Origin of the sequence: Streptomyces cacaoi, from assembly GCF_006539165.1 — a bacterium.
GTDB classification, from domain to species: Bacteria; Actinomycetota; Actinomycetes; order Streptomycetales; family Streptomycetaceae; genus Streptomyces; species Streptomyces cacaoi.
Genome location: NZ_BJMM01000003.1, coordinates 90,230 through 111,687, shown reverse-complemented (window position 1 = coordinate 111,687; position 21,458 = coordinate 90,230). Strand labels below are relative to the sequence as shown.

Genomic DNA, 21,458 nt, shown 5'->3' with positions numbered 1-21,458 from the left:
CGGGCGGCGGCCGCCGGAAGCCCGGCGGCCGGACGCTCATCCGGCGAACCGGGCGATCTTGTCCGGGTTCCTGACCACGTAGACGGACTGGATGCGGCCGTCGGCGACATCGCACAGGAACAGGGTGTCGGGTACGCCGTCGACGGTCGCGAGCAGCCCCTGGGAGCCGTTGATCTCCAGGAACCGGTAGTCGAAGGAGGGCATCCGCCCCTGCGGCCCGACGGCGGCCAGGAAGCGGCCCACCTTGTCGGCGCCGAACAGGATCTGCCGGGGCGCCTTCGCCCGGCCCGCGCTGTCGGCCACCAGCCGCGCCTCGGGCGCGAGCAGGCCCAGCAGCGCCTCCAGATCGCCGTCGATCGCCGCCCTCAGAAAGCCCTGCGTCAACTCCCGCTGCTGGCGCGGGTCGACCTCGAAGCGCGGCTTGCGCTCGTCGACGTGCCGCCGGGCGCGGCCGGCGAGCTGGCGCACGGCCGGCTCGCTGCGCTCCAGCACCTCGGCGATCTCGGCGTACGGGAAGCCGAACGCCTCCCGCAGGACGAACACCGCACGCTCCAGCGGGGAGAGGGACTCCAGCACCACCAGCACCGCCAGGGAGACGGACTCGGCGAGCACGGCGCGCTCGGCGCCGTCCTCCCGCTCCCGTGCGGAGCCCGGCGCCAGATCGGTCAGCAGCGGCTCCGGCAGCCAGGGGCCGACGTAGGTCTCCTTGCGCGCCTGCACCTGGCGCAGCCGGTCGATGGCCAGGCGCGTGGTGACACGGACGAGATAGGCGCGCGGCTCGCGCACCCGGCCGCGGTCGGCGGACGACCAGCGCAGCCACGCCTCCTGGACGACGTCCTCCGCGTCCGCCACGCGGCCGAGCATCCGGTAGGCGACGCCGTCGAGCACCGGCCGGTGCTCCTCGAAGACCTCGGTTCCGTCGTCCTGGTTCACGCCGTCATCATGCCACCGGCGCACGGCCGTTCGGGATCCGGGCCCTTCCCCCTCGACCGGCTTGCTGACATTCTGTCAACACACCGGCACGGCCACCGGACGGACCGCCCGACGGCCCCGGCGGCCCGGCAGCACGCGCCCAGGAGGAGCCATGACCGCCGTCCGTCCACCGCAGACCCCCAGCCCCACGCACGACGCCACGCTCCGGGTCACCCCTCCCGGACACCCGCCGGTCGAGGTGGTGTACGCGCGCCGCGGCGTGCGCGGCGGCGAGCCGATGCTGCTGCTGCACGGCATCGGCCACCACTGGCAGGCATGGGAGCCGGTCATGACGGCGCTGGCCTCGCGGTACGACGTCGCCGCCATCGACCTGCCCGGCTTCGGCGCCTCCGATCCGCTGCCCGAGGGCGTCTCGTACGGGCTGGACGGCGTCGTCCCGCTGCTGGCCCAGGCGTGCGCCGGCCTGGGCATGGACCGGCCGCACGTGGTGGGCAATTCGCTCAGCGGGCTGCTGGCGCTGGCGATGGGGCTGCACGGGCACGCGCGTTCGGTCACCGCCCTGGCACCCGCCGGCTTCTGGAACACCCCGGAGCGGCTGTACGCGTTCGCGGTGCTGCGGGGGCTGCGGACCGGGGCGCGGGCGCTGCCGGCACCCGTGGCACGGCGACTGGCCCACTCGGCCGCCGGCCGGGCCGTGCTCACCAGCGCCATATACGCCCGGCCCGGGCGGCGTTCACCGGACGCCGTGCTCGCCGAGACCCGTGCCCTGGCGGGCGCCGCGGGCTACGCACCGGTGCTGGCCGAGGGACGGCAGCCCGGCCCCCTGATCGACCAGGACATCCCCGACATACCGGTGACCATCGGCTGGGGCGACCGCGACCGGGTGCTCCTCCGACACCAGGGCGTCCGCGCCAAGCGCGTCATACCCGGCGCCCGGCTGGTGCGGCTGCGCGGCTGCGGACACGTGCCGATGAACGACGATCCGGCCGGGGTGACCCGGATCGTCCTCGACACGGCGGAGCAGGCACGCGGCTGAGCCGCCGGGGCCGGCGCCCGCCTCCCGCGGAACCCGCGCCTCCGGGGCCCGCGAGCGCACGCGAAGGGCGCCCGCCCGCGCGCGGACCCTTTCTGTCCGGTGTCGCAGGGGTGTTCACTGTGGGTTCGCATGTCCGGCACCCGCACCGGATACAGCTGACGGCACCGCCCGCCCCGGCCCGGCCGGACGGGCGGACGGACAGCCGCACGCGGGACCGCGTCGGCGCACCGCCCACCTGGAGGAGGCCCGTTCATGGCACACGGCGACCCGACGACCGGCAGAACGCCCACCCGGCGCACGGTGGTACGCGGTTCCCTCGGCGCGACGGCGGCCCTGAGCCTGCCGCTGTCGGGCCCGGCCGCACCCGCCCAGGCACTGCGGGGGCGGCCGTCGGCCGACTGGGGCGTCCAGGCCGGGGACGTGACCTCGTCCTCCGGACTGGTGTGGGTCCGCTCGGACCGGCCCGCCCGGATGGTGGTCGAGACCTCGGCGACCGAGTCGTTCCGCGGCGCCCGGCGCTGGACGGGCCCGCTCATCGGCCCGGACACCGACTTCACCGGACGCACCGCGCTGCACGGACTCCCGGCGGGCGAGCAGATCCACTACCGCGTCACCCTCGCCGACCCGGACGACCCCCGGCGCACCGGCGAACCCGTGCACGGCACCTTCAGGACGGCCCCGGAACGCCGCCGCGATCTGCGGTTCCTGTGGTCGGGCGACCTGGCGGGCCAGGGCTGGGGCATCAATCCGGACCGCGGCGGCTACCCCATCTTCGAGGAGATGCGCCGGCTGGACCCGGACTTCTTCCTCAACAGCGGCGACACCATCTACGCCGACTCCCCCATCGAGCCGAGGGTGGAGCTGCCGGACGGCTCGGTGTGGCGCAACGTCACCACCGAGGAGAAGGCGAAGGTCGCCGAGACGCTCGCGGAGTTCCGCGGCAACTTCCGCTACAACCTGCTGGACGCCAACTACCGCCGGTTCAACGCCCAGTTGCCCTCCGTCGTCCAGTGGGACGACCACGAGGTGCTCAACAACTGGTACCCGGGCGAGATCCTCGACGACGACCGGTACCGGGTGAAGGACGTGAACACCCTGGCGGCGCGCTCGCTGCGCGCGTTCAGCGAGTACTTCCCCATCGGCACCCTGCCGCCGAAGGACGAGGACGGACGCGTGCACCGGGTCGTGCACTACGGCCCGCTGCTGGACGTCTTCGTCCTCGACATGCGCGCCTACCGGAACGCCAACTCGCCCGGCCGCAGCGCACACGACCGCCAGGGCATCCTCGGCGCACGGCAACTGCGCTGGCTCAAGCGGGAGTTGTCCCGCTCGCGCGCGGTGTGGAAGGTGATCGCCTCCGACATGCCGCTGGGGCTCGTCGTCCCGGACGGCGACAGCGACTTCGAGGCCGTCACCCAGGGCGATCCCGGCCGGCCGCTGGGCCGCGAGCTCCAGATCGCCGAACTGCTGCGGCACATCAAGCACCAACGGATCACCGGCACGGTGTGGTTCACCACCGATGTGCACTACACCTGCGCCCAGCGGTACGACCCGGCGAAGGCGGCCTTCCCCGACTTCGCGCCGTTCTGGGAGTTCGTCTCCGGGCCGATGAACGCGGGCGGCTTCGCCGCGCTGAAACTGGACGGGACGTTCGGCCCCGACCAGCGCTTCGTCAAGGCACCCACACGCGCCAACACCCCGCCCACCGAGGGCGGCCAGTACTTCGGCCAGGTCGACATCGACGGCGGCACGGGCGAGATGACCGTACGCCTGCGCGAAGAGGGCGGCGCCGTCCTCTTCACACAGGTGCTGCAACCCGGCCGGGTGGGGCAGTAGCGGGCCGGGGCGCACTCGGAACACGGGCCCGCCCGTGCGCCAGGAGTCAGCCGTGCTCCGCGGCGTGCTCCCGCCACAGTTGCAGCGCGAACGCCATCAACTGGCCCCGTCTGCGGGCGTCTTCCGGCATGCGGCGGTAACCGACGTAGAGCCGCGAGAGGTACTCGCACTGCGTGCAGCCGGTGACCACGTCCGGGGTGAGGAGTTCTTCCGGCATCGCGCCCTCGACGACGCGGAACGGACGAGCCCCGCGCACGTCACTCACCCTCCTTCGCCGGGGAGTCGGCGTCCTGGCGGCCGTCCGCCCCGTCCGCCGGAGCCCGCCCCCGGCGGCTCCCCCGGCACCTGGGGCACGTGCACGGCGGGAAGACCATCGAACCCGGCGGGATGTCGGCCCCTCCCCCGCTCTCCTGGACGGGTGGTCGCGTACGCTCCAGCACGGCTACCTGCCTCTCTGCTCCGGGTGGCCCGTGCCCCGGCCCGATCGCTCCGGGGCAGGGGCCCTTACGTCATGTGACCAGCCTGTGACGCTCCCCGGCCGGTGGCGATAGCCCTCCGATATGCCTCCGGTAGGCCCCGAGTGGGCCACAATGGGCGGTATGGGGAGCACGGTCGGGGACAACATCCGCAGGCACCGGGAAGCGCTGGGCCTCACCCAGCCCCAGTTGGCCCGTGAAGCGTGCCGGGCATCCGGCCTGCCCCCGGACGCGCTGTCGAAGCACGACGTCTACCGGTACGAGACCGGTCGGCGGACGCCCCGGGAATGGCTGCCGGCCCTCGCGACGGCCCTGGGTACTTCCGCCGAGTCCCTCAAGGAGCCCGCGCGGCCACGGATCGCGCCCCCTGCTCCCCTTCCGGCGCTCCACCGCGCCACGGGAGAGGAACTGGGCGCGAACATCCGGGAGTTGAACCGCCGTCTGATCGCGCTGGACAACGAGCTCCACGGCCTCCCCATCGCGGAATCCGCCGCACGGGCCTTCAAGACGGTGTACCGGCGTCTGGGCGAGGGAGTGGGCGAAGCCCACGAGCGGGACGTCCAGTCTGCTGCCGCCGAGCTGGCGGAGATCGCCGGCTGGGCGTGCTACAACGAGGGCCGCCCGCACGCGTCGCGGCGCTTCAGCCAGGAGGCGCTGCACCTCGCCCGGCTCTCCGGTGACGAGGGCATCGAGCTGCTCACACTCCAGAATCTGGCACTGCTCGCGGGGTCGACGGGCCGGCCGGGGGAGGAACTCTCCATCGTCCGGGGCGTGTTGGACCGTGGCAGCCTGGACCCGCGCGTGGAGGCCATGTTCCGCGCCCGCGAAGGCCAGGGGCTGCTGCGCGCCGGGGACTCCGCCCGGTCCGTCCAGTCGTTCCTGCGCGCCCGGGCCCTTCTCCAGGAGGCCCCGCCCGAGGCATCGCCCCCCTGGTCCTGGTGGGTTTCCGACCGCGAGATCGACCGGCAGCAGGGACGGGCCCTGAACTACACCGGACAGTGGGACGCGTCCGTTCCCATCCTCCACAGCGCGTCCGACGACGAGCGGGGAGCACACGTCGGATACGGCCTGACATCCCAGGTGTGGCTGCTCGACTCCCTGCTGGCCCTGCGCGCGTGGACGGACGCGGAGAACGTGGCCGGGGAGCTGGCTCCCGCCATCACGGAGATCTCCTCCCGGGTGACCCTGGCCCACCTGGACCGGGTGACCTCCCGGGAACTCTGCGGAGCACCGGTGGACTTGCGGGACACCCTGGAGCACATCCGCACGAGCATGGCGGAAGACCCCTACGCCTTCTGACCCGCCGGCACGAGAACGGCCCGCCCCTCCCTCCGGCCTCGCCGCGGTCCTGCTGTCCCACTGCGCGGTGAGCGCCGTACTGCCGCACGAAGGTAGGCCGGGCCCCGCTGCGGCAGACAGTGGCGGCAGGGATACTCGAAATGTGGCTCAGGAACGTGAGGTGCGGGAAGCGGTGGCCGGGGGCGGGCTCGGTTACGAGCCCGTGGGGTGGACGGCGCGGGCGGTGACGCCGGGCGGGTTCCGCGGGCTGCGGGTGCGGACCCGGCTCGGGTCCGGGGAGGCCGTCTTCCGGGTCGCGGCCGAGTCGGTGATGCGGTGGCGGATGCACCGCGCGATGGGGGTGCGCATCGCGGCGGACGCGCCCCGTGCCGCGCCGGGGGTGCGGGTGACGGTCGAGCTGGGCGTGGGCCGGGCCCGGGTGAGCGGGCCGTGCCGTGTGGTGTGGGCGGTGGACGGCGAACGCACCGCCGGCTGGGGCTACGGCACCCTGCCGGGGCACCCGGTGCGCGGCGAGGAGGCGTTCCGGGTCGACCGGCGGGCGGACGATTCCGTGTGGCTGACGGTGACGGCCTACAGTCGCCCGGCCGTGTGGTGGATCCGGGCGGGCGGACCGCTGGTACGGGTCTTCCAGCGGGCGTACGCACTGCGCTGCGGCCAGGTGCTGCGCCGACTGGCCCGCTCGGGCGCAGGCCGGCGCGGGGCGTCCGCGTCCACGGCGGGTGCGGGCGGCGGCACGGGGGCGGGCGCCGGCAACGGCGCAGGCGCCGGGAGCGAGTCCGGCATCGACGAGCGGCATCACCGGCGGCGCAAATAGGGCATTCGGCGGCCAGCGGGTCTTTTTACGCGGTGGTCATACCTCGTTCGTGATCAGGAAACGCCTGTCCAGGACGCTGGACGGTATGAGTGATGAGCTGTCCGTACCACGCCAACAGCACTCCGTGACCGATACCGAGGAGCCCCGGGGCCGCTCGCGCTCCCCGCACTGGCGGCGCGAACTCGTCGAGCTGGCCGCCCTGTTCATCGCCGTCGCCACGGCGGACACCCTCGCCAAGACGGTGGTCAACGCGCCCGACGGGCCGGTGACGCTGATCGTCTGCGCCCTGGGGCTGGCCGCGGCGGCCGTCGTCCACCTGTGGTGGGCCCGGCGCGCCGACCGCCCGGGTGCACCGCCGCCGGGGCGGTCGGCCGATACCGGCCCCGCGGCCGGGACCGCGGGGTCGGAGAAGCAGGCCGGCACGGTGGACCACCCCGTCGAACAGCCCGGCGGGGCGGACGGGACCGTGCTGTGGCGGATGCGCACGACCGTGCGCGACACCCCGGGGGCGCTCGCGCAGCTGTGCACGGCGCTGGCCGGCGTACGCGTCGACATCCTGACGCTCCAGACCCACCCGCTGGGCACCGAGACCGTCGACGAGTTCCTGCTGCGCGCCCCGGCCGGGCTGGAGGCCCGCGCGCTCGCCCGGACCGTCTCCCTCGCGGGCGGCCGGGGCACCTGGACGGAGCGGGCGGACGCGCACGACCTGGTGGACGCGCCCACCCGCGCGCTGCGGCTGGCCACCCGCACGGCGCTGGACGCCGCCGAACTCCCCCTCGCGCTGCGTCAGTTGCTGGGGCGCTGCACGATCCGCTCGGTACCGGGGGCGGCCCGCGCCGAGGGCACGCTGAGCGGTACGGTACTGCGGGTGCCGGACCCCGCAGGAGGTGAGATCGTCGTGGAGCGGCCCACTCTTCCCTTCACCCCGACCGAGTTCGCCCGTGCCCGCGCCCTGGTGGAGCTGGACGCCCGGCTGGGCCGACGGCTGCCGCACGGCAAGGACGCGCTGACGCTGCCCGCGGGCCAGACCCTCACCATCCGCCGGGCCGACACCGCCGATCTGGAGGCGGCCGCGGCCATGCACGCGCGCTGCTCCCGCGAGACGCTGGCGCAGCGCTACCACGGCCCGCCCGGTGACGCGGACAGCTATCTGCGTCATCTGCTGTCGCCCCGCTTCGGCCGCACCCTCGCCGTGGAGACGGCGTCCGGCCGGCTCGTCGCGCTGGGGCATCTGCTGTGGGACGGGGACGAGACCGAGGCGGCGCTGCTGGTCGAGGACGCCTGGCAGCGCCGCGGCATCGGCGGTGAGCTGCTGCGGCGGCTGGTCGTGATGGCCGGCGAGACGGGCGCCGAGAGCGTCTACGCGGTGACGCACTCGTCCAACACCGCGATGGTCGCGGCCATGCGGGGCCTGGAGCTGCCGCTCGACTACCAGGTGGAGGAGGGCACGCTGGTGGTCACGGCGGTGCTGGCGGCGGCCGGTGTGGCCCCGGGGCGCGTCGACGGCTGAGCCTTTCGGCGCCTCCCAGCTCACTTCCGCCTCGTGCGCAACCCCCCGGGGTGGTGGCAGGGCGGTGGGCGGGGGCGCGAGGATGAGTCCATGTCCGAAGCACTCAACTCCGCCGGCGCGGCGTCCGCGCCCCTGCCGCGCCAGGTCGCCGACGCCTACGTCGACGCCCTCGTCGACCTCGACCCGCTCACCGGAACCTTCCTCGGTGTGCCCGAAAGCCACGGAAAGCTGCCCGACTTCTCCCCGGCCGGCCAGGAGGCCCAGGCCGTGCTGAACCGTACGACGCTCGCCGAACTGGCCGCCGCCGAGGCCCGGCCCGGCGGGAGCGCCGACGCCGAGCGGCGCTGCGCGAAGCTGCTGCGCGAGCGGCTGGAGGCCGACCTCGCCGTGCACGAGGCCGGGGAGGGGCTGCGCGCGGTCAGCAACCTCAGTTCACCGGTGCACTCGGTGCGGGAGATCTTCACCGTCATGCCGACCGGGACGGACGAGGACTGGGCCGCCGTCGCCTCCCGGATGCGGGCCATGCCCGTCGCGCTGGACGGCTACCGGGCGTCCCTGGAGGAGGGCCTGGCCCGGGGCCTGTACGCCGGGCCCCGCCAGGTGTCCACCGTGCTGGGCCAGTTCGCGGAGTGGCTCGGCGAGACCGGCCGGGACGGCGGCACGGGCCGCAGCTGGTTCGCCGAGTTCGCCGCGGGCGGGCCCGAGAAGCTGCGCACCGAGCTGGCCGAGGCCGCGGGCGAGGCCGACCGGGCGATCGCCGCGCTCCGCGACTGGATGCGGGACGTGTACCGGCCCGGTGTCGCCGGGGCGCCCGAGACGGTGGGCCGCGAGCGGTACGCGCTGTGGGCGCGCTACTGGAACGGCACCGACCTGGATCTGGAGGAGGCGTACGACTACGGCTGGTCGGAGTTCCACCGGTTGCTGGAGCAGATGCGCACCGAGGCCGAGAAGGTGCTGCCCGGCGCGAGCACCCCGTGGGACGCGCTGCGGCACCTGGACACGCACGGCGAGGCCGTCGAGGGCGTCGACGCGGTCCGCGAGTGGCTCCAGGGCCTGATGGACGAGGCGATCGCCGAGCTGGACGGCACCCACTTCGAACTGGCCGAGCCGGTACGGCGCGTGGAGGCGCAGATCGCGCCGCCCGGTGGCGCCGCCGCGCCCTACTACACCCAGCCGTCCCTGGACTTCTCCCGGCCCGGCCGCACCTGGCTGCCGACGATGGGCGAGACCCGCTTCCCCGTGTACGACCTGGTCAGCACCTGGTACCACGAGGGCGTGCCGGGCCACCATCTCCAGCTGGCGCAGTGGACGTACGTCGCCGACCGGCTCTCGAAGTACCAGACGACGGTGGGCATGGTCAGCGCCAACGCCGAGGGCTGGGCGCTGTACGCGGAGCGGCTGATGGACGAGTTGGGCTTCCTCACCACGGCGGAGCGCCGGCTGGGGTATCTGGACGCCCAGATGATGCGGGCGGTGCGCGTCATCGTCGACATCGGCATGCATCTGGAGCTGGAGATCCCGGCGGACTCCCCCTTCCACCCGGGCGAGCGCTGGACGCCCGAACTGGCCCAGGAGTTCTTCGGTCTGCACAGCGGACGGCCTGCCGACTTCGTCGAGAGCGAGCTGGTGCGCTACCTGGGCATGCCCGGGCAGGCCATCGGCTACAAGCTGGGCGAGCGGTGCTGGCTGCGGGGCCGGGAGGCGGCACGCCGGGCGCACGGCGACGCCTTCGACCCCAAGGCGTGGCACATGGCGGCGCTCTCCCTGGGCTCTCTCGGCCTGGACGATCTGGAGGCCGAACTCTCCGCGCTGTGACGGCGGGTGCGGGGCGGCCGGTGCCCGGCCCGGCGGTCGGCGGGCGTCGCCTGCGACGGCGGTGCGGGGCGGCCGGGCCGCCCCGCACGGGCCGTGCCGCGCACGGTGAGGGGCACGGCCGCGCGCCGGACGGTCACCGTCCGGCCCGTGCCTCCTCGTCGGGCACCGGCCCGTAGCAGGCGGCGGGAGCGCTCGTCGTCCACGCCCAGTACCGGTCGCCGCAGGACCAGTGCCACCACTCGGTCGGGTAGTTGACCATGCCGACCGCGCCGAGCGCCTCGCCCATCCTGGCCCGGTTCTCCCTGGCCCGGGCGGTGAGGCCGGGGGCGTGCGTCCAGCACAGCCCGTCGCTCTCCTCGGGGGTGGCGGCCTCCGGACAGCCCATGTCGATCTCGTCGCCGTCCTCGTCGCAGACGGTCAGGTCGACGGCGGCGCCCGCGGTGTGTCCGCCGGTCTCGACGGGGGCGCACCAGCGTGCCGTCGCCTCGTGCAGCCACGCCGCGTCCGCCTCCGGGTGCGCGGCCCGCAGCCGGTCCGCGTACCCGTCGAAGATCTGCCGTTGCAGGGAGACCGGCCGGTAGCCCTCGACCAGCAGCCAGCGCCAGCCGTGCGGCAGCAACTCCTGGGCCCGCACCAGCCGTTCGGCCACTCCGCGCCGCAGCCGCGCCCAGTCGCCGTGCGGATCGCCGCGACGGTCGTCGACCCGCAGCAGTCCGCGGCAGTCCACCAGGGGATCGCCGCACTCCTGGACGGGGACCGCCGCGACCCGGGGATCGCTCATCAGCACGATGTCCTCCGGCCGGCCGGAGGTGTGCGCCACAGATGTCATGCGAGGGCATGCTGCCAGAGCGCGGCCCGCGACGGCGAGCCCGCCGGTGGACGGGCCGTCAGGTACCCGTGGTGCCGGGGAGGTTCGCCGCGCCCGCACACCTCCGGCACGGCGTCCGGCTCCCCCGGCTCCCCCCCGGATCGTGGACGTCGGTGCGGACGTCGGACCGTTCTCGCGGTTCGTCGCCCGGGCGGTCCCGGGCGCACTGAGCGCCGCGGCGGGGCGCCGGTGGTCTGCGGCCGGCGCCCCGCGTGATCCCCTGTGCGGCCTCAGCGGGCCCCGGTGGGGCTCCGGTGAGGCTCGGCGGGCCTCAGTAGGCGATCTTGCCGGTGCTCCGGTTCGCGCCCTTGAACTGGATGTAGAACCCGGTACCGGTCTTCACATCGGTGGCGGCCAACGCCCACTGGCCCTTGCGGGCCTTCTTCCAGCCGTTGCACTTGCCGGTCTTCTGGAAGCAGGTCCGCACCGTACGGTCGTAGTTGACCTTGAGGTTGATGTCGTTGCAGTTCGCGGTGGTGTAGGCGTACTTGCCGGTGCCCGGCCAGTGGGCGTTGCTGCCGGAACCGCCCGGTGCGCTGGTGTAGTTCCGTGCGCTGCCGTAGCAGGACTGGATCGTCGCGTCCGGCCCCGACGGCGCGGCCTGGGCCGGGGCGGTCGCCACGGCGGCCGTTCCCCCGCCCAGCAGCACGGCGGTCATCGCGAACGGGACGAGACGGGTACGCATCTGCACGGGATTTTCCCCCCCCCCCCGGTTGTGGTGGTCTCGGCCTGCGCCCGAGGACGGTGGCGCGGGCCCTGTGTTCCTCAGTCTTCGGCCTGCGGGACGGCTTCTCGACGAGATTCGGTCTGGACCGAACCACGACATTCCCGGAACATCGCCCAAGGGGCTCTTCCGAGGACAGGGGAGGGAATGGTCTTCCGTATTCACTTCACGGTCGAGGACCTGGCGCGCACCCATGTGGCACAGCCGCCACCGCTGATGGAGCTGAACGCGGCGGTACGCGCCCTGCAAACCCGCCGCCACGCCGTGTGCTTCGGTGCCTGGCGGCGCGCCGCCTTCGCCCGGCTGGGGCCCGAGGCCCGGCTGGTCCTCGATCTGATCCCGCCCAGCGGCCCGACGCCGACGTTCCTCACACCCGCCGGGCCCGGCAGCCCGCAGGAACTGCTGGAGCGGACGCGGGCCACACCCCGCTCCCGGATCCGCGCGGATCTGGCCTTCATAGCGGAGTGCCGGCCGCTGCCCTCGTGGGTGCACCGCCTGCCCGACGACCCGGACCTGCGACGCCGGCTCTTCGACGCGCTGGACCACGTCCATTCCGTCCTGCTGTCGCCCACGTGGCCGTGCGTCGTCGATGAAGCCGCGGCCGACCGGGCGGTCCGCACCCGGCAACTGCTCACCGGCGGGGTGGAAGCCCTGTTCGGCTCGCTGGACCCGCGGCGCATCCGCTGGAATCCGCCCGTCCTGGAGGTCGCGCTGCTCTCCGGCATGGAGGGCGATCTGCACCTCGGCGGCCGCGGACTGCTGCTCGTCCCCTCCCTGTTCGGCACCGACTCACCGGGCCTCGACGACGACGCCGAGCCACAGCCGGTCCTGCGCTACCCCGCGCACCGCGACCGGACCTCCGGCACGCCGCTGCTGATCGACCCGGCCGCGCCCCCTGCCGCGCCGCCGCACGCGCGGTCGTCACTGGCCTCGCTCATGGGCCCCACCCGGGCCGCCGTGCTGACCGCCATCGCCGAGCACCCCGGCTGCTCGACCAAGGAACTCGCCGCCTTCACCGGCCTGGCGTCACCGAGCGCCAGCGAACACGCGACGACGCTCCGCGCCGCCGGGCTGGTGCGCACCGTCCGGCACCGCAACACGGCCCTGCACAGCCCCACGGAGCTGGGCACCACCCTGCTCGACACCCCGGGGCGATGACCGGCCGGGGCGCGCACCGCCGCGCCAGGGGACACAAAGGGAACACAGGGGCCCGGAACCGGCGTGCGGCGCCCGCACGGCCCGCCCCGGCCCCGTGCCTCAGACCGGTGCCGGGGCCGTCCGGTGCCGCAGGGCCGAGCCGGTGCGGGACTTGGTCACCTCCAGTTGGACGGGGACGCGGCGGCGGAGATCGGCGACGTGGCTGACGATGCCCACGCAGCGGTCGCGTTCGCGCAGCCCGTCGAGGACGTCCAGCACCTCGTCCAGCGTCTGCTCGTCCAGGCTGCCGAAGCCCTCGTCGATGAAGAGGGTCTCCAGGCGGGTGCCGCCCGCCTCCTCGGTGACGACATCGGCGAGCCCCAGCGCGAGCGCCAGCGACGCGAAGAACGTCTCACCGCCGGAGAGCGTGGCGGTGTCCCGTTCGCCGCCGGTCCACGCGTCCACCACATGCAGGCCCAGGCCGGAGCGCCCCCGGCCGGAGGCCCGTTCGTCGGAGTGCACGAGGGTGTACCGGCCCGCCGACATCCGCGCCAGGCGGGCGGAGGCCGCCGCAGCGACCTGTTCGAGGCGGGCCGCCAGCACATAGGACTCCAGGCGCATCCGGCGCTCGTTCTGCGCGGACGTGCCCGCGGTCAGCCCGGCGAGCGCGGCCACCTGTTCGTACGCGGCGCGCAACGGGGCCAGCTTGCGGACCCGTTCGGTGGCGCGGGCGCCCAGCTCGTCGAGTGCCGCGGCGCTCGCACGCGCCGCGTCGTGCGCCGACTCGGCGGCACGCAGCCGCTGTTCGGCCGCCTCGGCGCGGGCGAGCGCGGCGGCGGGATCGGCCGCCGGCGCCTCGGCGGCCGCGCACAGCTCGGGGTCGGCCAACTCGGCCTGCACGGCGGCCGCTTCGGCGCGGTACGCCTCCAGCCGGTCGCGCAGTGCCTTGCGCCCCTCCGGCCCGTCCTCGGGCAGCAGGGCTTCCGCCGCCTCCTCGGGTCCGTCGAACCCGGCCTGCCGGGCGGCCTCGCGCACCCGCGCCTCGGCCTCGGTGAGCCGCTCCCGGGCGGCGCGCTCGCCGGCCGCGGCCTCGGCGGCCTGCGTCAACCGCTCGGCCGTCGACTCCAGTCGGGCGGCGCGTGCGGCGACGCTGGGGGCGCCGCCCCGCGCCCGCTCCAGCCGCCGCAGCAGCGCGGACCGCTCGTTCAGCAGCGTCTCGCGGCGTGAGGTGCGGGCCGCCGTGCGGCGCTCGGCCTCCTGCTGCTGGGCGAGCCGCCGGGTGTGCTCGCTCTCGGCCGCCGTCAGCGCCTCCCGTGCGGCGTGGCCGCCGCCCGCACGCTCGTGTGCCGTGGCGTGCTCGGCCTCCAGCCGCTCGACGGCGCGGGCCAGTTCGCCGGTGGCGCCGTCCGCCGCTGCCTCGGCCGCCGCGTGCTGTTCCCGCAGCGCCGCCGCCCGGCGCTCGGCCGCTTCCCTGCGCTCCTGGGCGCGCCGGGAAGCCTCCAGCGCGGCCTCCTCGGCCGCCCGGTCGACGTGCCCCTCGCCCGCGCGGGCCGGCTCGGGGTGCTCCGACGCGCCGCACACCGGGCAGGGCGCGCCCGCGGCGAGCCCCGCCGCCAGCTCCGCCGCGATGCCGCGCAGCCGCCGCTCGCGCAGATCCAGCCAGCTCTCGTGGGCCGCGTTCGCCGCCTCGCGTGCGGCCGGGGCCTCCTGCTCGGCGGCGCGCAGCAGTTCCGCCAGCCGGTCGCGCTCGCGGGCCGCGTCCAGGCGGGCACGCGCGGGGCGCAGTTCGCCCAGCAGCCGCTCGGCCTGTGTGGTGGCCTCCAGTGCCTCGTCCAGCCGGCGGCGCAGGCTCTCGCGGATGTCCTCCCAGCCGTCGAGCCAGTCGGCAGCCTCCCGCAGCAGGTCCTCGTCGGCCCTGGACTCCGCGTCCAGACGGCCCAGTTCGGCATCCAGTTCGGCCGCGCGGGGCTCCTCCTCCCGCGCGGCGCGGAGAGCACCCAGCTCCTGGCGCAGCTCGCGCTCGCGGGCGGTCAGCTCCTCGGTGCCGGCCTCCGCCAGGCCGTCGGGCAGCACCGCGTAGGCGTCCTGCCGGGCCCGGACGCGGCGCCGGTGCTCGGTCTGCGCCGCGGTGAGCAGCTCCAGCGCGGGCCCCACCGCGTCGGCCGCGCGGGCGCGCTCCAGCCTCCGGTGCGCCTCGTCCCGCTCCGGCGCGCGGTGCTCCAGCGCGGCCGCGCGGCGCCGGGCCTCAGCGAACCGCTCCTGGGCGCGGGCGCGTTCGCGGCTCTCCGCCAGCCGCTCCAGGGCGGCGGTGTGCCGCGCGCGGGCGGCACCGGCCGCCAGTTCCGTACCGGCGAGGCGTTCGCGTGCCCAAGCGCGGGCCTGCGCGGCCCAGCCGAGCACCGCGTCGGCCAGGCCGGGCGTGCCGGGCGCGAGACGGGCCGGCTCCTCGTCCGGGCGGCCGGACCGGGAAGAGCCGCCCCGGGACCGGCCGCCCCGGCGCGGCCCGGGAAGAGCCGGCGCGGGCTCCGCCGGGGCTTCCGGCCGGGGCCCGCCCGCGAGTTCGGGGGGATCGCCGACGGCCTGGCGCATCCGGTGGGTGAGGGCGAGCAGTTCCTCGTCGCCCTCGGCCACCTCCTGCTGGGCGGTGCGGCGCATCCGGGCCAGCTCCTCCTCGACGGCGGCGAACCGGTCGGTGTCGAAGAGCCGTCCGAGCAGCTTGGCGCGGTCCTCGGCGCCGGAACGCAGAAACCGTGCGAAGTCGCCCTGGGGCAGGAGGACGACCTGGCAGAACTGCTCCCGGTTCATGCCCAGGGCCTGACCGATCTCCTCGCCGATCTCCTGGTGCGAGCGGCTGAGGCCCTGCCAGCGTGCGCCGTCCCAGACGCGCAGCTCGGTGTGGGCGCGCTCGCGGGTGAGTCCGGTGCCGCGCGCCTTGGGGCGCAGCTGTTCCGGAGCGCGGGTGATCTCCAACCGGCGTCCGGCGACCGTGAGTTCGAGGACGACCCGAGTGCGGGTGTGCGGGTCGGCGTGCGCGCTGCGCAGGGTGCCGCCGGGCTGCTGGCGGGCGCCGGGCACCCCGCCGTACAGGGCGAAGCAGACGGCGTCGAGCACGGAGGTCTTGCCGGCGCCCGTCGGGCCGTGCAGCAGGAAGAGCCCGGCCTCGGAGAGCGCGTCGAAGTCGACGGTGTGCTCGCCGCCGAACGGGCCGAACGCGGTGAGCGTGAGCCGGTGGAGCCTCATCGCGCCACCCCGCGTCCCGCGCCGCCGGCCGGGGCGGCGCCCCGGGAGGGTGCCGCGCCGCTCCCGTCCGGTGGCGGGCCCTCGTCGGCCTCGGCCGCGGCCAGCCGGACGGCGTCCAGTGCCCGGCCGAGCAGCGCCCGCTCCCCCGGTTCGGCGCGCCGCCCGGGGCGGACGTGGTGCACGAAGTCCTCGGCGATCTGCCGGTCGTCGCGGCCGCGCAGCCTGCTCGCGTACGAGGTGACGGTGCCGCCGTCCTCCCGTACCGGGTCGAAGACGAGGCTGAGCACGTGCGGGAAGCGCCGGGCGAGCCGGGCCATGGGCTCCTCGGGCCGGACGGCGTCGGTGAGCGTCGCCTCGATCCAGGAGCCGGTGTGCGCCTCGTACGCCGGCTCGTCCAGCAGTTCCTCCAGGGTGCCGCGCAGCCGGGCGAGCGGGCGCGGCACGGGGCAGTCGATCCGTTCCGCGGTGACGGCGCCGTCCGGTCCGAGGTCGACCAGCCACATGGACTTGCGGTGCCCCGCCTCGGAGAAGGAGTAGGCCAGCGGCGAGCCGGAGTAGCGCACCCGGTCGGTGATGCGCTGGCAGGTGTGCAGATGGCCGAGCGCGGCGTAGTCGACGCCGTCGAAGACGGACACCGGGACGGAGGCGACCCCGCCGACGGTGATGTCCCGCTCGCTCTCGGAGACCTCTCCCCCGGTGACGAACGCGTGGGCGAGGACGACGGAGCGGGTGCCCTCGGGGCGGGTGGCCAGATCGGCGCGCACCCGGTCCATGGCGGCCCGCAGCACCGCGGTGTGCCCGGCGCCGTCGGCGGCGAGCGTTCCGCGGACCAGCGCGGGCTCCAGATAGGGCAGCCCGTAGCAGGCCACCTGCCCTTTCCCGCTGCCGTCGGGCAGCAGAACGGGGGTGCCGCAGCCGGCCGGGTCGGTGCGCAGATGGATGCCGACGCGGTCCATGAGCGGGGAGCCGACGCCGAGGCGGCGGGCCGAGTCGTGGTTGCCGGAGATCATGACGGTGGGGACGGCCAGCTCGGCGAGGCGGCGCAGGGCGTCGTCGAACAGTTCGACGGCGGCGAGCGAGGGCACGGCCCGGTCGTAGACGTCGCCCGCGACGAGCACGGCGTCCACGGCGTGTTCCTCGACGGTGGCCACCAGGTGGTCGAGGAAGGCGCGCTGGGCGTCGAGCAGGCTGACGCGGTGGAAGCTCCGGCCCAGATGCCAGTCCGAGGTGTGCAGCAGACGCATGGTCCACGACCTTAAGGCCCCCCTCCGACAGCGCCTCCCGGCGGCCCCGGGGCACAGGGGGCGGTACGGACAGCACGGACGGGACGGGCAGGACGGCCAGCACGGGACACAGGGGAACTCGCGGGGCGTACGGGGGCGCACCGGCCGCGCGCGTCACACCGTGCCGAACGCCTCCCCGCCGGTCTCCATCCGCGCGCTGCCCGCCGTCGCGTCGGCGAGCCAGCCGCGGAAGGCGTCCAACTCGTTCTCGGGGAGGCCGAGTTCGATGGTGACCTCAGCGGCGTACCGCACCTCGCGCACGGAGCGCCCGGTGGCCCGCAGATCGTTCTCCAGCCGCCCGGCACGCTCGTGTCCGACGGTGACGGTCACCAGCCGGAAGCGGCGCCGGGTGACGGTGCCGATCGCGTCCAGCGCCTCCCCGACGGCTCCCCCGTAGGCCCGGATGAGGCCGCCGGCGCCGAGCTTGACGCCGCCGAAGTAGCGGGTGACGACGGCGACGGCGTACCGGACGTCGCGCCGCAGCAGCATCTGGAGCATCGGGACGCCCGCTGTGCCGCCCGGCTCCCCGTCGTCGTCGGCCTTCTGGATACCGGCGTCGGCGCCGATGACGTACGCGGCGCAGTTGTGGTTCGCGGCCGGGTGCTCCCCGCGGATCCGGGCGATGAACTCCTGCGCCTCGGCCTCGGTGGCCGCCGGCGCGAGGGCGCACAGGAAGCGCGAGCGGTTGATCTCGGTCTCGTGCACCCCCTCCGCCGCGACGGTGATGTACTCGGCCGGCCCGCCGGGCCCGGTGCGCTGCGCGCGCTCGTCCTGCTCCATCCGGCCAGCCTATGGTCCGGGCGCGGGGAAGCTCGACCGGCCCTGTCGGCGGTCCGCGCCGCGGGGTGTGGCGGGGCGCCGTCGACGGGCGGGGCGCCGGCGGGTGCGGTGTTCCCGGCGGGCAGCGCGGGAGCGGGACGCTTCGGCGGCGGTCGCACTGTTCCGCCTGTTCCGCCTGTTCCGCCCGGGCGGCCGGGAATCGACGCGGGCCCCGCCGGGTTGGAGTGAGGGAGCGCGTACGGTCGGGAGCCCGGGTGGCCGGGCCGCCAGAAGGGCGGGGCAGCGGAAGCCGGGCGGAGCGGCGGTACGGAACGTGGAAGCAGAGCTGCGGGCGGCGGGCCCGGAGCGGGCGCGAGGAGGCGGGCGGATGGACGGCACCGGCGACGACGGCACCACCGAGGAGGCGGTGCGCCGGATCCTCACACAGCTGGGCGACACCTGGGCGGTGGTGGGCCTGTCCGGCAACGCGGCCCGCCCGGCGTACGGCGTGGCCCAGGTGCTCCAGCGGTTCGGCAAGCGCATCGTGCCGGTGCATCCGCGTGCCGAGACGGTGCACGGCGAGCCGGGCTACGCGACGCTGGCGGACGTTCCCTTCCCGGTCGATGTGGTGGACGTCTTCGTCAACTCCGCGCTGGCGGGAGCCGTGGCCGACGAGGCGGTGGCGGTGGGCGCCCGCGCCGTGTGGTTCCAGCTCGGTGTGGTGGACGAGGCCGCGTATGCGCGGGTGCGCGGCGCCGGCCTGGAGATGGTCATGGACCGCTGTCCGGCCATCGAGATCCCACGGCTGCGCCGAGGACGGTCCCGTACGGTGCTGCCATGATCGTGATACGCCGTGCCGAGCCGTCCGACGCCGAGGAACTCGTCCGGCTGCGGCGGCTGATGTTCGCCGCCATGGAGGGCCGGGACGAGCCGGGGCCGTGGGAGCGGAAGGCGGCCGAGATGGCCCGCCGACAGCTGTCCGGGCCCGAACCGGCGCTGGGCGCCTTCGTCGTCGACGCCGATCCCGATGCCTCCGGCGGGAGCGGTACTCCGGGCGGGCTGGCGGCCTGCGCCGTGGGCCGTGTCGAGGAGCGGCTGCCCGCCCCGTCCCATCCGAGCGGGCGGTTCGGTTTCGTCTTCAGCGTGTGCACGGATCCGGCCCACCGGGGCCGCGGCTACGCCCGTGCGACGACCGAGGCCCTGCTGGACTGGTTCGCGGCGCAGGGCGTCACCCGCGTCGATCTGCACGCGACGCCGGACGCCGAGCAGTTGTACCGCTCGCTGGGCTTCCACGAGCACTCGACGGCGCTCTCCCTGGATGTGCGCGCCCGCCACGCCCCGCGCTGAGCCGGCCCCGGCGACCGCCGGGCCCGGCGGGTGCGGCAGCGGTCAGGCGGGCTGTCCGAGACCCTCGACGAGCACGGCACCGGGCAGGGTGGCGAGGGCCTTGCCCGGCACGATGAGCTTGCCGCGGCGCCGGCCGCTGCCGATCAGCACCCAGGGCATCGCGGCGGCCGCCTCGTCCACCAGCACCGGCCAGTCGGCGGGCAGCCCGATGGGGGTGATTCCGCCGAACTCCATGCCCGTCTCGCCGACCGCCGTGTCGCGCGGCGCGAACGACGCCTTGCGGGCGTCCAGTTGCCTACGGGCGGTGGTGTTGACGTCGACACGGGTGCCGGAGGGCACCACACAGGCGGACAGCCGGCGCTCGCCGCCCTGCTTGGCGGCGACGACGACGCAGTTGGCGGAGGTCTCCAGCAGCTCGGGGCCGTAGGTCTCCACGAAGACCGCGGTGTCCGCCTTGTCCGGATCGGTGTCCACGTACAGCAACTGCTCGGCGGGGACCGGCCCTTCCCAGGCACGGACCGCGGCGGCGACCGGTTCACACAGCTGTCCGAGGGCCTGCGGCGCGGGGACGGCGTCATCGAAGTTTCCGATGGGGGCTCGCATGCGCTCAGCCTAACAACCGTGCGTGCGGCGGCACTTCACGCGCGGCGCGCGGCGCACCGCCCCGTCCGCACACCGCCGCGGGGCCCCTGCCTCGCGCGCGCTCACGCCCCTTCGCGGTGCGCCGGGGAGTCCGGTCGGGCCCAGCCGTGGACGAGGTCGGCGAGCACGTTCAACGGCACCGGGCCGTTGCCGAGGACGAGGTCGTGGAACGCCTTGAGGTCGAACCGGGCGCCCAGCGCGCGTGCGGCGGCCGACCGCAGCCGCTGGATCTCCAGCCGTCCCACCATGTACGCCAGCGCCTGGCCGGGCCACTCGATGTAGCGGTCCGTCTCGGCCTGGATGTCGACCTCGGACAGCAGCGTGTGCGCACGCAGGAAGCCGACCGCCTGCTGCCGGGTCCAGCCCCGGGCGTGCAGCCCGGTGTCGACGACCAGCCGGGCGGCGCGCGCCGAGTCCTCCGCGAGCATGCCCAGCCGCGCGAGGTCGTCGGAGTAGAGCCCCATCTCGTCCGCGAGCCGCTCGGCGTACAGGGCCCAGCCCTCGGTGTAGGCGGTGATGTCCGCCGTGCGCCGCAGCGGCGGCAGTCCCGGCGTCTGCTGGGCGAGCGCGAGCTGGAAGTGGTGGCCCGGTACGGCCTCGTGGAACGCCACCGCCTCGGCGGTGAACCGGTCGCGCTCCACGGCCCGGTGGGTGTTGGCGAAGTACGTACCGGGCCGGGACCCGTCGGGCGCCGGCGGGCGGTAGTAGGCGGTCACCCGGGGCGCCTCCTCCTCCGGCACGGGACGCACGGCGCACCGCCCGTCGGGCACCCGCCGGAACCAGCCGGGCGCCGCCCGCTCGGCCCGCCCGACCGCCGTCCGGGCGGCCTCCAGCAGCTCCTCGGGGCCGCGCCACCGCAGCGCGGGATCGGTACGGAGCCTGTCGTGCACCTCGTCGACGGTGCCGACGCCGAAGGCGCGGGCGCCCACCTCGGCGTACTCGGCGGCCAGTTCCTCGATGAGTTCCAGGCCCGTGCGGTGCAGTTCGTCCGGGTCGCGGTCGGTGGTGGTGTGCGCGCGGGACAGCAGGGCGTACGCCGCTTCCCCGCCCGGCAGCCGGCACAGGCCCGGTGCGTGCGGCGGCCTCCCGTGCGGCACGACCTCGGAGTCGACCAGCTCCCGGTAGCGCGCGAAGGCCGGCCGGACCGCCTCCGCCAGGAGCACCTCGCGCTCGGCGGCCCGCGGACCGCTCAACTCCGGTCGCCGCAGGGGGTCGTGGGCCGGTTCGGACAGATACCGGTCGAGCGAGGAGACCGCGGCGCGCGCCAGATGGGCGAGCGGCAGCCGGCCGGCCGCCACCCCCGCACGGTGGCGCTCAGCGGCCCGTGCGAGGTAGCCGGGGACGGCGGCCAGCCTGGCCAGGTAGGCGCGTTCGGCCTCGGCGCCGTCGGGCCGCACCTCCGGCAGGGAGTGCAGCAGCGAGGCGGCGGGGGCGGTCAGCGGGAACGCCAGCGTGTGCTCGATCAGCCTGCTGTCGACCCGCGCCCGCAGGGCTTCGGCCTGCTGCACCACGACGGCCCGGGTCACGGCCTCCTGCGGGTCGGGGTCCGCGGGCAGGCTCCGCACCCGGCGGACGAGCTCTCCGGCGGCCGCCCCGCGGGCGAGATCCGCCTCCTCACCGAGGTCGGGCAGCTCGTGGTCGTACTCACCGAATCCCCGCAGCGAGGCCGTCACCGGGCTCTCGCGGTGCAGCAGGGCGAGCAGTTCACCGGCCGGCGCCGTCGCGTTCGTCATACCGGC

Annotated in this window: 17 protein-coding genes and 1 pseudogene; 9 read left to right on the top strand and 9 right to left on the bottom strand. The window is 75.4% G+C overall.

Annotated features, from left to right (window positions below):
* Positions 1-36: 36 nt before the first annotated feature.
* Positions 37-933, bottom strand: coding sequence for an RNA polymerase sigma factor SigJ (gene sigJ / locus SCA03_RS03790; protein ID WP_030884592.1), 897 nt, complete (start codon positions 931-933; stop codon positions 37-39).
* Between the two features lie 151 nt (positions 934-1,084).
* Here sigJ and SCA03_RS03785 point away from each other — a divergent pair, with 151 nt between their 5' ends.
* Both SCA03_RS03785 and SCA03_RS03780 read left to right on the top strand, forming a co-directional pair.
* Positions 1,085-1,969 (top strand): alpha/beta fold hydrolase, encoded by an 885-nt coding sequence (locus SCA03_RS03785; RefSeq protein WP_086815404.1) that lies wholly within the window; start codon positions 1,085-1,087, stop codon positions 1,967-1,969.
* 252 nt (positions 1,970-2,221) lie between these two features.
* Positions 2,222-3,805 (top strand): alkaline phosphatase D family protein, encoded by a 1,584-nt coding sequence (locus SCA03_RS03780; RefSeq protein ID WP_086815403.1) that lies wholly within the window; start codon positions 2,222-2,224, stop codon positions 3,803-3,805.
* Positions 3,806-3,851: 46 nt separating this feature from the next.
* Here the strand turns inward: SCA03_RS03780 and SCA03_RS03775 are convergent, their stop codons facing one another.
* Positions 3,852-4,061, bottom strand: a complete 210-nt coding sequence (locus SCA03_RS03775) for a hypothetical protein (protein ID WP_030884584.1) — start codon at positions 4,059-4,061, stop codon at positions 3,852-3,854.
* Positions 4,062-4,404: 343 nt separating this feature from the next.
* Between SCA03_RS03775 and SCA03_RS03770 the strand changes: the two genes are divergently transcribed.
* The 4 genes and pseudogenes from SCA03_RS03770 (at position 4,405) to SCA03_RS03755 (ending at position 9,719) form a co-directional block, all read left to right on the top strand.
* Positions 4,405-5,580, top strand: coding sequence for a helix-turn-helix transcriptional regulator (locus tag SCA03_RS03770; protein WP_086815410.1), 1,176 nt, complete (start codon positions 4,405-4,407; stop codon positions 5,578-5,580).
* Positions 5,581-5,752: 172 nt separating this feature from the next.
* Positions 5,753-6,256 (top strand): annotated as a pseudogene (locus tag SCA03_RS03765) (DUF1990 domain-containing protein); the annotation flags it as partial.
* 223 nt (positions 6,257-6,479) lie between these two features.
* Positions 6,480-7,904 carry a GNAT family N-acetyltransferase gene (locus SCA03_RS03760; RefSeq protein WP_107428991.1) on the top strand — a complete coding sequence of 475 codons (1,425 nt, stop codon included), beginning with the start codon at positions 6,480-6,482 and terminating at the stop codon, positions 7,902-7,904.
* Between the two features lie 90 nt (positions 7,905-7,994).
* Entirely contained in the window at positions 7,995-9,719 is a 1,725-nt protein-coding gene (locus SCA03_RS03755) for a DUF885 domain-containing protein (RefSeq protein ID WP_086815402.1), read from the top strand.
* Between the two features lie 133 nt (positions 9,720-9,852).
* On the opposite strand, the gene SCA03_RS03750 is transcribed toward SCA03_RS03755, so the two are convergent.
* Entirely contained in the window at positions 9,853-10,548 is a 696-nt protein-coding gene (locus SCA03_RS03750) for a M15 family metallopeptidase (RefSeq protein WP_230988473.1), read from the bottom strand.
* A gap of 310 nt (positions 10,549-10,858) precedes the next feature.
* Entirely contained in the window at positions 10,859-11,272 is a 414-nt protein-coding gene (locus SCA03_RS03745; protein ID WP_212767752.1) for a hypothetical protein, read from the bottom strand.
* A gap of 186 nt (positions 11,273-11,458) precedes the next feature.
* Here SCA03_RS03745 and SCA03_RS03740 point away from each other — a divergent pair, with 186 nt between their 5' ends.
* Complete coding sequence (locus SCA03_RS03740; RefSeq protein ID WP_086815401.1) at positions 11,459-12,469, top strand: winged helix-turn-helix domain-containing protein; 1,011 nt, start codon at positions 11,459-11,461, stop codon at positions 12,467-12,469.
* 99 nt (positions 12,470-12,568) lie between these two features.
* Here SCA03_RS03740 and SCA03_RS03735 read toward each other — a convergent pair whose 3' ends face one another.
* The 3 genes from SCA03_RS03735 to SCA03_RS03725 form a co-directional block, all read right to left on the bottom strand.
* Positions 12,569-15,688 (bottom strand): AAA family ATPase, encoded by a 3,120-nt coding sequence (locus SCA03_RS03735; protein WP_086815400.1) that lies wholly within the window; start codon positions 15,686-15,688, stop codon positions 12,569-12,571.
* Positions 15,685-16,932 (bottom strand): exonuclease SbcCD subunit D, encoded by a 1,248-nt coding sequence (locus tag SCA03_RS03730; protein ID WP_078873886.1) that lies wholly within the window; start codon positions 16,930-16,932, stop codon positions 15,685-15,687. The genes SCA03_RS03735 and SCA03_RS03730 overlap by 4 nt, the downstream gene beginning before the upstream one ends.
* Before the next feature lie 153 nt (positions 16,933-17,085).
* Positions 17,086-17,751 (bottom strand): YigZ family protein, encoded by a 666-nt coding sequence (locus SCA03_RS03725; protein ID WP_051845889.1) that lies wholly within the window; start codon positions 17,749-17,751, stop codon positions 17,086-17,088.
* 367 nt (positions 17,752-18,118) lie between these two features.
* Here SCA03_RS03725 and SCA03_RS03720 point away from each other — a divergent pair, with 367 nt between their 5' ends.
* On the top strand, positions 18,119-18,571 hold the full coding sequence (locus SCA03_RS03720) for a CoA-binding protein (protein WP_030884554.1): 453 nt from the start codon (positions 18,119-18,121) through the stop codon (positions 18,569-18,571).
* The gene (locus SCA03_RS03715; protein WP_030888068.1) at positions 18,568-19,077 is read left to right on the top strand and encodes a GNAT family N-acetyltransferase; all 510 of its coding nucleotides are present in this window, start codon (positions 18,568-18,570) and stop codon (positions 19,075-19,077) included. Before SCA03_RS03720 ends, SCA03_RS03715 begins: the two co-directional genes overlap by 4 nt.
* Before the next feature lie 42 nt (positions 19,078-19,119).
* On the opposite strand, the gene SCA03_RS03710 is transcribed toward SCA03_RS03715, so the two are convergent.
* A complete protein-coding gene (locus SCA03_RS03710; protein ID WP_030884550.1) occupies positions 19,120-19,680 on the bottom strand; it encodes a YbaK/EbsC family protein in 561 nt (186 codons plus the stop codon).
* Positions 19,681-19,781: 101 nt separating this feature from the next.
* Complete coding sequence (locus tag SCA03_RS03705) at positions 19,782-21,452, bottom strand: DUF885 domain-containing protein (protein ID WP_086815399.1); 1,671 nt, start codon at positions 21,450-21,452, stop codon at positions 19,782-19,784.
* Positions 21,453-21,458 lie beyond the last annotated feature (6 nt).

Coding starts and splice junctions, on each gene's coding strand:
- SCA03_RS03785 (WP_086815404.1), top strand. CDS start 1,085: ATGACCGCCGTCCGTCCACCGCAGACCCCCAGCCCCACGCACGACGCC.
- SCA03_RS03780 (WP_086815403.1), top strand. CDS start 2,222: ATGGCACACGGCGACCCGACGACCGGCAGAACGCCCACCCGGCGCACG.
- SCA03_RS03770 (WP_086815410.1), top strand. CDS start 4,405: ATGGGGAGCACGGTCGGGGACAACATCCGCAGGCACCGGGAAGCGCTG.
- SCA03_RS03760 (WP_107428991.1), top strand. CDS start 6,480: ATGAGTGATGAGCTGTCCGTACCACGCCAACAGCACTCCGTGACCGAT.
- SCA03_RS03755 (WP_086815402.1), top strand. CDS start 7,995: ATGTCCGAAGCACTCAACTCCGCCGGCGCGGCGTCCGCGCCCCTGCCG.
- SCA03_RS03750 (WP_230988473.1), bottom strand. CDS start 10,548: ATGACATCTGTGGCGCACACCTCCGGCCGGCCGGAGGACATCGTGCTG.
- SCA03_RS03745 (WP_212767752.1), bottom strand. CDS start 11,272: ATGCGTACCCGTCTCGTCCCGTTCGCGATGACCGCCGTGCTGCTGGGC.
- SCA03_RS03740 (WP_086815401.1), top strand. CDS start 11,459: ATGGTCTTCCGTATTCACTTCACGGTCGAGGACCTGGCGCGCACCCAT.
- SCA03_RS03735 (WP_086815400.1), bottom strand. CDS start 15,688: ATGAGGCTCCACCGGCTCACGCTCACCGCGTTCGGCCCGTTCGGCGGC.
- SCA03_RS03730 (WP_078873886.1), bottom strand. CDS start 16,932: ATGCGTCTGCTGCACACCTCGGACTGGCATCTGGGCCGGAGCTTCCAC.
- SCA03_RS03725 (WP_051845889.1), bottom strand. CDS start 17,751: ATGGAGCAGGACGAGCGCGCGCAGCGCACCGGGCCCGGCGGGCCGGCC.
- SCA03_RS03720 (WP_030884554.1), top strand. CDS start 18,119: ATGGACGGCACCGGCGACGACGGCACCACCGAGGAGGCGGTGCGCCGG.
- SCA03_RS03715 (WP_030888068.1), top strand. CDS start 18,568: ATGATCGTGATACGCCGTGCCGAGCCGTCCGACGCCGAGGAACTCGTC.
- SCA03_RS03710 (WP_030884550.1), bottom strand. CDS start 19,680: ATGCGAGCCCCCATCGGAAACTTCGATGACGCCGTCCCCGCGCCGCAG.
- SCA03_RS03705 (WP_086815399.1), bottom strand. CDS start 21,452: ATGACGAACGCGACGGCGCCGGCCGGTGAACTGCTCGCCCTGCTGCAC.